The organism is Micromonospora sagamiensis, from assembly GCF_014680085.1.
GTDB classification, from domain to species: domain Bacteria; phylum Actinomycetota; class Actinomycetes; order Mycobacteriales; family Micromonosporaceae; genus Micromonospora; species Micromonospora inyonensis.
Genome location: NZ_AP023438.1, coordinates 4517548 through 4530217 on the forward strand (window position 1 = coordinate 4517548; position 12670 = coordinate 4530217).

The window sequence follows — 12670 nt, forward strand, 5'->3', positions numbered from 1 at the left end:
GGACCCGCCGGATGCCCGGAGTGCGGGACCCGCCGCGCCCGGAGGACGGGACCCGCGTCCGGTCGCGGCCGCCGCTGGCCGGGCGCATAGGATGTCCGGTCATGGCACGCGTGCTCACTCCCCGCGCGGAGGACTTCCCCCGCTGGTACCAGGACCTGATCGCCAAGGCGAAGCTCGCCGACAACGGGCCGGTGCGGGGCACCATGGTCATCCGACCGGCCGGCTACGCCATCTGGGAACGGATGCAGGCCGAGATGGACGCCCGGATCAAGGACGCCGGGGCGGAGAACGCGTACTTCCCGCTCTTCATCCCGGAGAGCTACCTCAAGCGGGAGGCCGAGCACGTCGAGGGCTTCTCGCCCGAGCTGGCGGTGGTCACCCACGGTGGTGGCAAGCAGCTCGCCGAGCCGGTCGTGGTCCGGCCGACCAGCGAGACGGTCATCGGCGAGTTCATGGCCAAGTGGGTGGACTCCTACCGTGACCTCCCGCTGCTGCTCAACCAGTGGGCCAACGTGGTCCGCTGGGAGCTGCGCCCCCGGATCTTCCTGCGCACCAGTGAGTTCCTCTGGCAGGAGGGGCACACCGCGCACGCGACCGGCTCCGACGCCCGCGCCTACGCCCGCAAGATCCTGCACGAGGCGTACGAGGACCTGATGGTCAACGTGCTGGCCATCCCGGTGCAGGTGGGCCTGAAGACGGCCCGGGAGCGGTTCGCCGGGGCGACCGCCACCTACACCCTCGAAGGCATGATGGGCGACGGCAAGGCACTCCAGCTCGGCACCAGCCACGAACTGGGGCAGAACTTCGCCAAGGCGTTCGACATCACCTACTCCTCCGCCGAGGGCGGCCGGGAGCACGCCTGGACGACCTCCTGGGGCACCTCGACCCGGATGCTCGGCGGCCTGATCATGTGCCACGGCGACGACAACGGCCTGCGGGTGCCGCCGAAGCTCGCGCCGATCCAGGTGTACGTGATGGTGGTCAAGGACGGCGAGGGCGTCGGCGAGGCGGCGGCCAAGCTCCGGGACGCGCTGCGTGACGCCGGGGTCCGGGTCGCGCTCGATGACCGCACCGACACCCCGTTCGGCCGCCGGGCCGTCGACGCCGAGCTGCGCGGCTATCCGGTACGCGTCGAGGTCGGCCCCCGCGACCTGGCCGCCGGCAACGCGGTGCTGGTCCGGCGTACGGACGGTTCGAAGACCCCGGTGCCGGTGGCCGGCGTGGTCGACGCGGTGCTCGCCGCGCTGACCGACGACCAGCGGGCGCTGTACGAGCAGGCGCTGGCCCACCGGGAGTCCCGGACCCGGGAGGTGGCCACGCTGGCCGAGGCGATCGAGGCCGCCGCCACCGGCTGGGCCCGGGTGCCGTGGTCGGCGGTGGGTGTCGCGGGCGAGGCCGAGGCGAACGCCCAGGGCGTGACGGTGCGCTGCCTGCTGCGGGCCGACGGTTCCGTGCCCGACTCGGAGGACGAGGCCGACCTGGTCGCCATCCTCGCTCGGGCGTACTGACTCAGGTGGTTTGTAGGGGACCCCTGTTACCGCCTCGTGCGGAGCAGGGGTCCCCTGCAAACGAACGGGGGAGGGCGCGGTGAACGAGACGGGGGGAGGGCGCGGGTGCGGTTCGAGCCGGGGCGACTGATCGTGCACCGGAACGTGCGGCGGGGCCGGATCGGCTGGGTACGGCCGGCCCGGGTGGTCAGCGACGACGACCGCGGCCTGCTGATCTGGATCGCCCGGGACTCCCCGGTCGCCAGCGAGGTCAGCGCCGACGGCCGGGGCATGCGGGCGATGCCGTTCGCCGAGTGGGTGACCTCCCCGTCGTACGGGCTGGCGAAGAGCCGCTGGAACGGCCCGCCGCTGCTGAAGTTCCTACCCGTCGGGGCCGCCCACTCGGTCTGGTGGTTCTCCGACGAGGACGGGCATTTCGCCAACTGGTACGTCAACCTGGAGGAACCGGGCGTCCGCTGGGACGACGGCGACCTCGCCGGGATCGACATGGTCGACCAGGACCTCGACGTGGTCGTCCGGCCGGACCTGAGCTGGCAGTGGAAGGACGAGGAGGAGTTCGCCGAGCGGCTCGCCCTCGCCGAGCACTACTGGGTGGCCGACGAGGCCGCGGTCCGGGCCGAGGGGCGGCGGGTGATCGCGCTCGCCGAGGCGGGAGAGTTCCCCTTCGACGGCACCTGGTGCGACTTCACCCCACCGCCGGACTGGACGCCCCCGCCGGTCCTGCCGCCGGGCTGGGACCGCCCACCCGTGCGCTGAGTCGACCCGGTGCGAGGGAGCGGCGCGGAATCTGGCAGAATGGCTGGCTGGTATCCGGCGCATGTCCGGCGCCCTCTAACCCGGGCATGCCGCCAGTCCACCGAGCAGTCCCCGGCCCATCCCCACTGTGCCGGTCGGCTCTCACCCGCCGCACCGCCCGTTCGGGCCGGTGAGAATCGCAACAGGAGCGAAAAGACTGTGGCCGTAAAGATCCGGCTCCTGCGGATGGGCAAGATCCGCAACCCGCAGTACCGCATCGTCGTCGCCGACTCGCGCACCAAGCGTGACGGCCGCGCGATCGAGTTCGTCGGGATCTACCAGCCGAAGGAGGACCCTTCGGTCATCGAGGTCAAGTCGGAGCGGGTCCAGTACTGGCTGTCCGTCGGCGCGCAGCCGAGCGAGGCGGTGCAGCGTCTGCTGGAGCTGACCGGCGACTGGCAGAAGTTCAAGGGCCTGCCGGCCCCGCCGCCGCTGAAGGTCGCCGCCGAGCGGGTCAACCGCCAGGAGGCGTACGAGGCCGAGGCGAAGGCCGCGGCCGGTCTGACCGACGCCCCGGCCAAGCCGGCGAAGAAGGCCGAGAAGGCCGAGAAGGCTGAGGCGCCGAAGACCGAGGCGCCGGCCGCTGCGGACTCCGGCGAGCAGGCCTGACATGGCGATCCGTCCGGCCCTGGAGCACCTGGTCAAGGGGATAGTCGACCACCCGGACGACGTGCGCGTCCGGCTGGTGGACTCCCGTCGGGGCAAGCGGCTCGAAGTCCGCGTGCACCCGGAGGACCTCGGCACGGTGATCGGGCGGTCCGGCCGGACCGCCAAGGCGCTGCGCCAGGTGATCGGCTCCATCGGCGGGCGCGGGGTCCGCGTCGACATCGTCGACTCGTACTGATGCTTCTCGTCGTCGGCAGGATCGGTAAGCCGCACGGTGTCCGCGGTGAGGTCACCGTGGAGGTGCGGACCGACGAGCCCGAATCACGGTTCGCCCCCGGCTCGGTGTTGACCACCGAACCGGGGGCGAAGCCCGCGAACCCGGCGCCCGGCCCGGGCGTCCCCTACCAGGTGCCCGACCGGCTGACCGTCGAGTCCGCCCGCTGGCACCAGGGGCACCTGCTGGTCGTCTTCGAGGGCGTGCTCGACCGCGACGTCGCCGAGGCGCTGCGCGGCACGCTGCTCGTCGTGGACAGCGCCGGGGTCGCACCGCCGGAGGACCCGGAGGAGTTCCACGACCACCAGCTCGTCGGGCTGGCCGTGGTCACCCCCACCGGTGAGCACCTGGGCGAGGTGGCCCGCATCGACCACGCGCCCGCCTCCGACCTGCTGGTGCTGCGTCGCCCCGAGGGGCGTACCGCGCTGATCCCGTTCGTCCGGGCGATCGTGCCCGAGGTCGACCTGGCCGGCGGACGCGTCGTCGTCGACCCGCCGGGCGGGCTGCTCGACCTGTGACACCGGCTCCATCCGTGACACCCGCAGGAGCGACCCCCGCATGCGCGTCGACGTCGTGTCGATCTTTCCGGAGTACCTCGCCCCGCTCGACCTGTCGCTGATCGGCAGGGCCCGGGCCCGGGGCGTGCTCCAGTTGGCCGTACACGATCTGCGGACCTGGACCCACGACGTGCACCGCACGGTCGACGACACGCCCTACGGCGGCGGGCCCGGCATGGTGATGCGCCCGGAGCCCTGGGGTGAGGCGCTCGACGCGCTGGCCCCGGCGCAGGCCCCGCCGCCCCGGCTGCTGGTCCCCTCCCCGGCCGGGGCCCGGTTCACCCAGGCGATGGCGCACGAGCTGGCCGCCGAGGAGCACCTCCTCTTCGCCTGCGGCCGGTACGAGGGCATCGACCAGCGGGTGCTGGACCACGCCGCCACCCGGATGCCGGTGACCGAGGTCTCCCTCGGTGACTACGTCCTCTTCGGCGGCGAGGTGGCGGTGCTGGTGATCCTGGAGTCGGTCACCCGGCTGCTGCCCGGCGTGCTCGGCAACGCCGGGTCGCTGGACGAGGAGTCGCACGCGCACGGTTTGCTGGAGGCGCCGGTCTACACCAAGCCGCCGAGTTGGCGGGGCCACGACGTGCCGGAGATCCTCCGCTCGGGCGACCACGGCCGGATCGCCCGGTGGCGGCGGGACGAGGCGTTGCGCCGGACGGCGGAACGCCGGCCGGACATGGTCGCCGCGCTCGGCGACCTCGACCGGTGGGACCGCGCGGCGCTGGAGCGGGCCGGGTTTCCGGCGCCGGCACGGGATATGGCAGAGTAGAGGGGTTGCCGTATCCGCTCGCGCCGTGGGCGGACACGAGGATCCCCGACCGGGGTCGTCACCACCGGCCACCACCCGAGGATCAGAATCACCCGTTCGCGTGCCGAGCATCGGTGCGCCGTGAGCCTTACGAGGTTGCAGCGATGAACATCCTGGACGCCCTTGACGCCCAGTCGAAGCGGACCGACCTCCCCGACTTCCGCGCCGGTGACACCGTCAAGGTGCACGCGCGGGTCGTCGAGGGTAACCGGTCCCGTGTGCAGATCTTCCAGGGCGTGGTCATCCGCCGCCAGGGTGACGGCCTGCGGGAGACCTTCTCCGTCCGCAAGATCAGCTTCGGCGTCGGTGTCGAGCGGACGTACCCGATCAACAGCCCGGCGATCGACCGCATCGAGATCGTGACCCGTGGTGACGTCCGCCGGGCCAAGCTCTACTACCTGCGCGAGCTGCGGGGCAAGAAGGCCAAGATCAAGGAGAAGCGCGAGAAGCAGCCCAGCTGATCTCGCCGCCACGCCGGCCGGCACGCCGGACGTCCCTCGAACCGGGCGCACTACTCTGGTCGGGCGGGTGTAGCAGTGCCGACGGATCGTCCACCGCCCGTGGAGCCTCGACGAGGCTCGGCGGGCGGTAGTCGTTTGCGCGTGAGGCGGGAGTGGGCGTGGTGCAATCGGTGGACGAGGACGGCGCGGTCGACCCGTGGCGGCGTCGGCCTCGGCGGCCCCGTCGCCAGATGCCGCTCTGGCAGGAACTGCCGCTGCTGCTGATCGTCGCCTTCTGCCTCGCCGTGCTGATCCGGACGTTCCTGCTCCAGGCGTTCTTCATCCCGTCCGGCTCGATGGAGGACACCCTGCTGGTCGGGGACCGGGTGCTGGTCAACAAGGTCGTCTACGACGTCCGTGACCCGGCCCGGGGCGAGGTGGTGGTCTTCCGGGGCACCGACCGGTGGGCGCCGCAGGTGGACGGGGTGCCGGAGCCGGGATTCCTGGCGAAGCTCGGTCAGACCCTCGGTGACCTCGTCGGGGTGAGCCGCCCCGGCGAGAAGGACTTCATCAAGCGGGTGATCGGCGTCCCCGGGGACCGGGTCGCCTGCTGCGACGCGCAGGGCCGGGTCACCGTGAACGGCGTCGCGCTCGACGAGTCGTACGTGCTCCGCGACTCCCCGCTGGACCTGCCGCCCAACGCCCGGGAGTGCCGGTCCCGCCGGTTCGACGAGGTGGTCGTCCCACCCGGGCAGATCTTCGTGTTGGGCGACCACCGGATGGTCTCGCAGGACGCCCGCTGCCAGGGGCCGGTGCCGATCGAGAACGTGGTGGGCCGGGCGTTCCTGGTCGTCTGGCCGTCCTCCCGCTGGTCGTCGCTGCCGGTGCCGGAGACGTTCGCCGAGGTCGACGGCGTGGTGGCCGCCCCCGCGCCGACCGGTCCGGGCCCGGTGCCCCAGGTGGTGCCGCTCGCCCCGCTGGTCGGTGCGGGTTGGCTTGTCGCGCGTTCCGGTCGATCGATACGCGCCGGGCGACGTAGGCTCCACTCGTGATTGACGAGCAGACCGACAAGCCCCGCAATTCCTTCTGGAAGGAGTTGCCGGTCCTCCTGGGCGTGGCGATCCTGGTCGCGGTGCTGGTGCGCGCCTTCGTGTTGCAGACCTTCTTCATCCCCTCGCCGTCGATGGAGAACACTCTCCAGATCGACGACCGGGTGCTGGTCAACAAGTTGGTCTACGACTTCCGCTCCCCGGAACGGGGCGAGGTGATCGTCTTCAAGGCGCCGACCGAGTGGAGCGGCAACCCGGACGGCGAGGACTACATCAAGCGCGTGATCGGCGTCGAGGGCGACCGCGTGGTCTGCTGCGACGAACAGGACCGGCTGATGATCAACGGCAGGTCGCTGGACGAGCCGTACGTCTACTCCGTGGACGGGCGGCGGGACAAGCCCGCGGACCAGGAGTTCGACGTCACCATCCCCAAGGGGCGGCTCTGGGTGATGGGTGACCACCGGGCGGCCTCCGGTGACTCGCTGGAGCACTGGGAACGGCTCCAGGACGTCGACCGGGCCACCATCCCCGTCGACGACGTGGTGGGGCGGGCCTTCACCGTCTTCTGGCCGGTGAGCCGGGCCACCTGGCTGTCGGTGCCGAGCGGCTTCGAGGACATCCCGAACCCCTGACGTCCGTCGTGTCGTGTCGCGGTCGCCGTGGGTGGGCCCCAGGGTGGCCGCAGCCGGCCCGGGGCCGGTCTGGCAGGCTGGAGAGGTGACTGCCCCCACCCCCCGGCGCGCGGCGCGTGTCCTGCTGGTCGACGCGACCGGGCGGGTCCTGCTGTTCCACGCCGCCGACCCGGGCCGGCCCGACTTCCGGTACTGGTTCACGCCGGGCGGCGGCCTGGACACCGGTGAGGAGCCCGCCGCCGGGGCGGCCCGGGAACTGGCCGAGGAGACCGGGCTCCGGTTGGCCCCCGCCGACCTGGGGCCGCCGGTCTGGCGGGAGACGGTCGAGTTCCCGTTCGACGGGGTGTGGTACCGCCAGGAGCAGGAGTTCTTCCTGGTGCGCGTGCCCACCTGGGAGGTGGACACCACGGGCTTCGACGACATCGAGCGGGCCAGCGTCACCGGGCACCGCTGGTGGCGACGGGACGAACTGGCAGCCACCACCGAGCGGTACTACCCGGTGGACCTGCCGGCGGTGCTGACCCGGGTGCTGGGAGGTGAGGCGGGGTGCTGACGCCACCACGTACCGTCGTCCGCCGTGACGCCGGGCTCTACGCCCTGGAACGGGCGCTGCAACGCCGGGGCTTCCGGCACGTCGCGGGCGCGGACGAGGCCGGCCGGGGGGCCTGCGCCGGACCGCTGGTGGCCGCCGCGGCGCTGCTGCCCGAGGGCCGGCGGGGCGAGATCGACGGGTTGGCCGACTCGAAGCTGCTCACCCCGGCCAGCCGGGAACGGGTGTACGAGGAGGTGGTCGCCCGGGCCCTGGCGTACGCGGTGGTGGTGATCCCGGCGGACGAGGTCGACGCCCGGGGCCTGCACGTGTGCAACCTGGCCGCGATGCGCCGCGCGCTCGCCTCGCTCACCACCCGGCCGGAGTACGTGCTGACCGACGGCTTCCCCGTCGACGGTCTGGACGTGCCGGGGCTGGCGGTCTGGAAGGGCGACCGGGTCGCGGCGTGCGTCGCGGCGGCGAGCGTGCTCGCCAAGGTCACCCGGGACCGGCTCATGGTGGAGTTGGACGGCCGGTACCCGGGGTACGGGTTCGCCGAACACAAGGGGTACATCACCGCGGAGCACACCGCCGCGCTGCGGGAGCACGGGCCGTGCGCGGAGCACCGATTCTCGTACGTCAACGTGGCGGCGGTGTCGGGCCGGGACGGGCGTCCACCCCGCTCCCGACGACCCGTCGTCGCCGACGGCCACGAGCCGATGGAGCGTTCGGGGCGGTCAGGGGGTACCGTCGGCGTGGCGTTGGGCGAGCAGCCTCGACCGCCGGCACCGGTGGGGGAAGATGTGGTCATGGAGGGCGGAGTGCGATGAGCGCGGAAGATCTCGAGAAGTACGAGACCGAAATGGAGCTTCAGCTCTACCGGGAGTACCGCGACATTGTCCGCCAGTTCTCCTACGTGGTGGAGACCGAACGTCGGTTCTACCTGGCCAACCAGGTCGACCTGCACGTGCGCAACTCCGACGGCGAGGTCTACTTCGAGGTCGAGATGCACGACGCCTGGGTGTGGGACATGTACCGCCCTGCCCGGTTCGTCAAGAACGTCCGGGTGATGACGTTCAAGGACGTCAACGTGGAGGAGTTGGAGAAGCCGGACATCTCCCTCCCCGCCGACTCCGGCTTCGGCAGCTGACCCCACCCACCCGATCCGCCGGCTGATCCCCACCCACCGCCCTCGGCCGACCCCGTCCGGTGTGGTCGCCATCGGCAGGCCGCGCCGCTGCGCGGTGCCGTGACCCGGGCGTCCTCGCCGGCCCGGAGTACCTCACCATGTTCGACGGCGCGGCGTTCCACAGTGGTCACCGGGACCGCTCCCGGTACGTCGATCGGCCGGCGGACCCCGACACCGGTCAGGTCACCGGACGAACTCGAACATGGTCACCCCGGGTGGCAGCGGGCGGGGCCGCCCGGTGAGGCGGTGCGCGCCCACCGCGCTGGGGAACGCCGGACCGGTGAGGGAGAGCAGCGCGAACCCCTCCTCGGCGAACCAATCGCAGATCGTCGGGACGAGATCCGGGGCATCCCGGTGCCGGGTCCAGACGACGGTGCCGCCGGTCGCGCAGAGCTGCCCGCAGTGTCGGACCACCGCTCGGACGTCGGTGTCGGTCATGTTGCCGAAGAGACCGCAGACCAGGACGATCTCGGCGGGCACGAGATCCGCCCACACGTCGGTGCGCGCGGCGTCGTCCCGTACCACCTCGACCCGGGTGAGCCCGGCGGCCCGGACGGCCTCGGCGGCCAGTTCGGCGTTCCGCGGATCCAGCTCGACCAGCCGGGCCGTGACGTCCGCGCCCCGAGGATGCTCCGCCAGCACGGGGATCAGGTCCCGACCCTGCCCGGCGCAGAGGCTGAGCGCCCGTAGCGGACCGGCGGGTGCGCGGTCGAGGGCCGCGCCGACCTGCCGCCGCACCTCGGCGAGCCGGTGGGCCAGCGGGGAGTCCGGGTCGTCGTAGTCGGCGTGCCAGGCGTGCCAGTCGCGGTCCATGGAGCCAGCGTAGAGACTCCGGGACGCCGGCCGCGCCGACCGCCGGGCATAGCAGATCGTCGGCGGGTGTGGGTGCTCGTCCACAGGGCGACACACCGTCCACAGGTGACCATCCGCCGGTGGCGTCGACCGGCTGTGGCGGGCACGCTGCGGGGTGTGACAGGCATGACGCGACGGCACCGGGCGTGGACCCGGGCCCTGCTGGTGGCCCCGCTGGTGGCGTTGACCCTGGCCGTGCTCCAGGGTTCGTCGGGGGCGTCGGTCGAGTTGGCCGGCCACGGTCCCGATCCGGTCGGCCCGGCCCCGGCCGCCGGGAAGCCCGTGGCGCCGCCGGTGCCCGCCCCGCCGCGACCGTTTCCGGGGCAGGGCTTCCGGTGGCCGCTGGACGACCCGTCCCCGTCGGTCCGCGACTTCGACCCACCGTCCCGACCCTGGCTGCCCGGCCACCGGGGTGTCGACCTGGCCGCCCCGGCCGACGCCCCGGTCCGCGCGGCAGGCGCCGGGGTGGTGCTCTTCGCGGGCATGGTCGCCGGCCGACCCGTGATCACCGTGGGGCACACCGAGGGGCTGCGAACCACCTACGAGCCGGTCCGACCGTCGGTACGCGTCGGCACCCGGGTCGTCGCCGGCACACCGCTGGGGGAGCTGTCGCCGGGGCACGCCGGATGTCCGGTGCCGGCCTGCCTGCACTGGGGCCTGCGCCGGGGCGAGGACTATCTCGACCCGCTCGCCCTGCTCGGGCCGGTCCCGGTGCGGCTGCTGCCCCGCGTCGACCCGCCGGTCCCCGGCTCCGTCGTCTCCGCGACCCGGCGTCTACGTCGTCCCGTCGTCCCGGCGTTTCCTCGTTCCCGCGTCCCGGCGACGCGTCGTTCCGGTCGCGTGGGGGCCGGGCCGGGTCAGCGTTGGGCGAGCAGGGGCGGCAGGCGTACCGCGAGGCGCTCGTACTCCTCGGCGCTGTTGTAGACCTGGCCGCAGAGGCGCAACCAGCCGCGACCGCCCCACGCCGCCACCGCGACCTCGGTGGCGAGCCGGTCGGCGATCCGGTCCCGCAGCGCCTTCGCCGCCTCGATGGTGGTGGCCGTCCCGGGCGACAGCGGGACGAGTCGCATCGCCACCGCCGGTCCGCCGGGGTCCGGCAGGTGGGTCGGCGCCACGCCGAGGGCGTCCCCGACCACCCGCTGGCCGTACGCCGCGAGAGCGGCATTGTGGTCACGCACCCGGGCCACGCCGAGGCTGCGGAGGGCGTAGAGCCCGGTCGGCGCGGCGAGCCAACTGGTGTAGTCCAGGGTGGCCTGCCACTCCACCCGCGCCGGGTAGCCGTTCTCCTGCTCCCAGGAGACCGTCAGGGGCTCGATCCGTTCCCGCCACGGCGGGCGTACCGCCAGCAGGGCGGTGCCGCGCGGGGCGTACCCCCACTTGTGGAGGTTGCCGACCCAGAAGTCGGCACCGATGCTCTCCACGCTGACCGGCAGCATGCCGGGCACGTGCGCGGCGTCGACCAGCACCGGCACCCCCTGCTCGCGGGCGACGCCGACGATGGCCGCGACCGGGAACAGGCGGGCGGTGGCCGAGCTGATCTGATCGACCACGAGCAACCGGGTCCGACCCGGCCGCAACCCCGTGCGGACGGTCTCCACGATCTCCTCGTCGGTGGCGCCGAGCGGCACCGGGAGGACCCGGGACGAGGCCCCGGTCCGCCGGCACTCCCGGTGCACCGAGAGGACGACCGCCCCGTAGCAGTGGTCGGTCATCAGCACCTCGTCGCCGGGGCGCAGGCCGAGCGACTGGAGCACGACGGCGACCCCGGTGGTGGTGTTGCCGACCAGCGCGCTGCCCTCCGGGTCGGCACCGAGGAAATCGGCGAGGTGCCGTCGGGCGTGCGCGATCCGCTCGACCAGTCCGCGCGAGAAGAAACGGTGCGGATTCGCCTCCATCTCGTCCCGCAGCCGCTGCTGGGCCCGTTGCGCCGGGAGGGGGACGGCACCGAACGCGCCGTGGTTGAGATGGCAGACCGCCGGGTCGAGGGAGAACAGCATCCGGGCACCGGGCAGCGGGGTGGGGGGCTGCGGGACGGTCACCGGATGATCGTAGCCCGGGTCCGGTCCGGGATTCGGGGTTCACCGCAGGGGCCGGTCGGTGCGCTCCGTCGGCGGGGCGCATCCGGCGTCCGGGCCGGGCGGTCAGGCGCGCGGGTGGGCCTGCCGGTAGGCGGCGCGGAGGCGCTCCACCGAGACGTGCGTGTAGATCTGTGTGCTCGCCAGCGAGGAGTGGCCCAGGAGCTCCTGCACCGCGCGCAGGTCCGCGCCCCCCTCCAACAGGTGCGTGGCAGCCGAGTGGCGCAGGTCGTGCGGGCTGGTGTGGGGCAGCCCGGCGGCGTCGGCGTGGCCGGTGACGATCCGCCGGGCGGTGGTGGGGTGCAGCCGTCCGCCCCGTGCGCCGAGCAGCAGGGCGTCTCCGCAGCCGGGCCGGGCCAGGACGGGTCGCCCGCGTCGTAACCACTCGTCGACGGCGCGCTGGGCCGGGAGCCCGTACGGCACGGACCGTTCCCGGCTGCCCTTGCCGAGAACCCGGATCAGCCGGCGGCCGTGGTCGACGTCGCCGGTGTCCAGCCCGCACGCCTCGCTGATCCGCACTCCGGTGGCGTAGAGGAGTTCCAGCAGGGCGCGGTCGCGCAGCAGGACGGCTTCGTCGTTGCCGCCGGTGTCGGTGCCGGCCGGGGTGGGGTCGGAACGGGTGCGGGCCGCGTCGAGCAGCGCGGTGGCCTCGTCGACCCGGAGCACCGTGGGCAGTTCGCGCTGCGCCCGGGGACTGGCCAACGTGGCCGCCACGTCGCTCGGCAGCAGGCCGGACCGGTGCGCCCAGGCGCTGAACGTCCGCGCCGACGCGGCGCGGCGGGCCAGCGAGCTGCGGGCCGCCCCCATCGTCCGCTGCTTCGCCAGCCAACTGCGCAGCACCGTCAGGTCCACGTCGGCCGGGACCCGGCCGCCCATCCGGACGGTGTGGTCGAGCAACGAGACCAGGTCGGCGACGTACGCCCGGACGGTGTGCGGCGAGCGGTCGCGTACCTGGGCCAGGTGCCGGGCGAACTCGTCCACCGCGTCGCGCAGCGGCGGCGGCAGCGCCTCGTGCAGGGCACGGGTGCCGTCGTCGGCGCGGCTCACCGGTGTCCCGCCGTCCGGTGCGGGTCGCGACCGCCACTCCCGGGGCCGAGCACCCGGCCACCGGGGCGCCGACGCGCCGGCCACGCCGGGATGTGGTTGTCCCCCTGCACCGGTTCAGCTTACGGTCGACGGTAGGCGGGTGGCAGCGCGGCGGACCCGCCGGCCCCGACCGCGCGGTGCGTCGCCGAAGCGGCGTTCCCGCTCGTGGGGCCGTCCCGGCTCGCCGGTGGCGTGGTCGTCGTGCCCGACGTCCGTCCGTCGAGGTGAGCCGGTCCGGTACGGGGTCAGGCAGACGTCGACGGGCGGAGG

General features: G+C 73.5%; 15 protein-coding genes and 1 pseudogene. 13 read left to right on the forward strand and 3 right to left on the reverse strand.

What is annotated here, in order from left to right; genetic code table 11:
* The first annotated feature begins 101 nt into the window (after nt 1-101).
* The 12 genes from proS (at nt 102) to IGA62_RS19930 (ending at nt 8348) form a co-directional block, all read left to right on the forward strand.
* Nucleotides 102-1508, forward strand: coding sequence for a proline--tRNA ligase (gene proS, locus IGA62_RS19875; RefSeq protein ID WP_145819379.1), 1407 nt, complete (start codon nt 102-104; stop codon nt 1506-1508).
* 105 nt (nt 1509-1613) lie between these two features.
* Nucleotides 1614-2264 (forward strand): DUF402 domain-containing protein, encoded by a 651-nt coding sequence (locus IGA62_RS19880; protein ID WP_145819378.1) that lies wholly within the window; start codon nt 1614-1616, stop codon nt 2262-2264.
* Nucleotides 2265-2462: 198 nt separating this feature from the next.
* Entirely contained in the window at nt 2463-2912 is a 450-nt protein-coding gene (gene rpsP / locus IGA62_RS19885) for a 30S ribosomal protein S16 (protein WP_145819377.1), read from the forward strand.
* Nucleotides 2887-3147 carry an RNA-binding protein gene (locus IGA62_RS19890; protein ID WP_186500323.1) on the forward strand — a complete coding sequence of 87 codons (261 nt, stop codon included), beginning with the start codon at nt 2887-2889 and terminating at the stop codon, nt 3145-3147. Before rpsP ends, IGA62_RS19890 begins: the two co-directional genes overlap by 26 nt.
* Entirely contained in the window at nt 3147-3701 is a 555-nt protein-coding gene (gene rimM / locus IGA62_RS19895; RefSeq protein ID WP_145819376.1) for a ribosome maturation factor RimM, read from the forward strand. The genes IGA62_RS19890 and rimM overlap by 1 nt, the downstream gene beginning before the upstream one ends.
* 40 nt (nt 3702-3741) lie before the next feature.
* The gene (gene trmD / locus IGA62_RS19900; RefSeq protein ID WP_145819375.1) at nt 3742-4509 is read left to right on the forward strand and encodes a tRNA (guanosine(37)-N1)-methyltransferase TrmD; all 768 of its coding nucleotides are present in this window, start codon (nt 3742-3744) and stop codon (nt 4507-4509) included.
* 143 nt (nt 4510-4652) lie between these two features.
* Nucleotides 4653-5009 (forward strand): 50S ribosomal protein L19, encoded by a 357-nt coding sequence (rplS, locus tag IGA62_RS19905; RefSeq protein ID WP_091458359.1) that lies wholly within the window; start codon nt 4653-4655, stop codon nt 5007-5009.
* A 158-nt stretch (nt 5010-5167) separates the two neighbouring features.
* Nucleotides 5168-6040, forward strand: a complete 873-nt coding sequence (gene lepB / locus IGA62_RS19910) for a signal peptidase I (protein WP_145819374.1) — start codon at nt 5168-5170, stop codon at nt 6038-6040.
* Nucleotides 6037-6669: a signal peptidase I gene (lepB, locus tag IGA62_RS19915; protein WP_145819373.1), complete on the forward strand. Its 633-nt coding sequence runs from the start codon at nt 6037-6039 to the stop codon at nt 6667-6669. Before lepB (IGA62_RS19910) ends, lepB (IGA62_RS19915) begins: the two co-directional genes overlap by 4 nt.
* An 85-nt stretch (nt 6670-6754) precedes the next feature.
* On the forward strand, nt 6755-7222 hold the full coding sequence (locus IGA62_RS19920) for an NUDIX hydrolase (RefSeq protein WP_145819372.1): 468 nt from the start codon (nt 6755-6757) through the stop codon (nt 7220-7222).
* Nucleotides 7216-8028 (forward strand): ribonuclease HII, encoded by an 813-nt coding sequence (locus tag IGA62_RS19925; protein WP_190289189.1) that lies wholly within the window; start codon nt 7216-7218, stop codon nt 8026-8028. Before IGA62_RS19920 ends, IGA62_RS19925 begins: the two co-directional genes overlap by 7 nt.
* Entirely contained in the window at nt 8025-8348 is a 324-nt protein-coding gene (locus tag IGA62_RS19930; RefSeq protein ID WP_011905215.1) for a DUF2469 domain-containing protein, read from the forward strand. The genes IGA62_RS19925 and IGA62_RS19930 overlap by 4 nt, the downstream gene beginning before the upstream one ends.
* Nucleotides 8349-8570: 222 nt before the next feature.
* Here IGA62_RS19930 and IGA62_RS19935 read toward each other — a convergent pair whose 3' ends face one another.
* The gene (locus tag IGA62_RS19935; protein ID WP_145819371.1) at nt 8571-9200 is read right to left on the reverse strand and encodes a methyltransferase domain-containing protein; all 630 of its coding nucleotides are present in this window, start codon (nt 9198-9200) and stop codon (nt 8571-8573) included.
* 165 nt (nt 9201-9365) lie between these two features.
* Here IGA62_RS19935 and IGA62_RS19940 point away from each other — a divergent pair.
* Nucleotides 9366-9965: pseudogene (locus IGA62_RS19940) on the forward strand (M23 family metallopeptidase); the annotation flags it as partial.
* Between the two features lie 131 nt (nt 9966-10096).
* On the opposite strand, the gene IGA62_RS19945 reads toward IGA62_RS19940, so the two are convergent.
* Nucleotides 10097-11278, reverse strand: coding sequence for an aminotransferase class V-fold PLP-dependent enzyme (locus IGA62_RS19945; RefSeq protein ID WP_145819370.1), 1182 nt, complete (start codon nt 11276-11278; stop codon nt 10097-10099).
* Nucleotides 11279-11380: 102 nt separating this feature from the next.
* Nucleotides 11381-12361, reverse strand: coding sequence for a tyrosine recombinase XerC (locus IGA62_RS19950; protein WP_145819369.1), 981 nt, complete (start codon nt 12359-12361; stop codon nt 11381-11383).
* Nucleotides 12362-12670: the final 309 nt, after the last annotated feature.

Excerpts from the sequence above, each read along its gene's own strand:
- rimM (WP_145819376.1), top strand. The coding sequence starts at position 3,147 with ATGCTTCTCGTCGTCGGCAGGATCGGTAAGCCGCACGGTGTCCGCGGT.
- rplS (WP_091458359.1), top strand. The coding sequence starts at position 4,653 with ATGAACATCCTGGACGCCCTTGACGCCCAGTCGAAGCGGACCGACCTC.
- trmD (WP_145819375.1), top strand. The coding sequence starts at position 3,742 with ATGCGCGTCGACGTCGTGTCGATCTTTCCGGAGTACCTCGCCCCGCTC.
- IGA62_RS19935 (WP_145819371.1), bottom strand. The coding sequence starts at position 9,200 with ATGGACCGCGACTGGCACGCCTGGCACGCCGACTACGACGACCCGGAC.
- IGA62_RS19930 (WP_011905215.1), top strand. The coding sequence starts at position 8,025 with ATGAGCGCGGAAGATCTCGAGAAGTACGAGACCGAAATGGAGCTTCAG.
- proS (WP_145819379.1), top strand. The coding sequence starts at position 102 with ATGGCACGCGTGCTCACTCCCCGCGCGGAGGACTTCCCCCGCTGGTAC.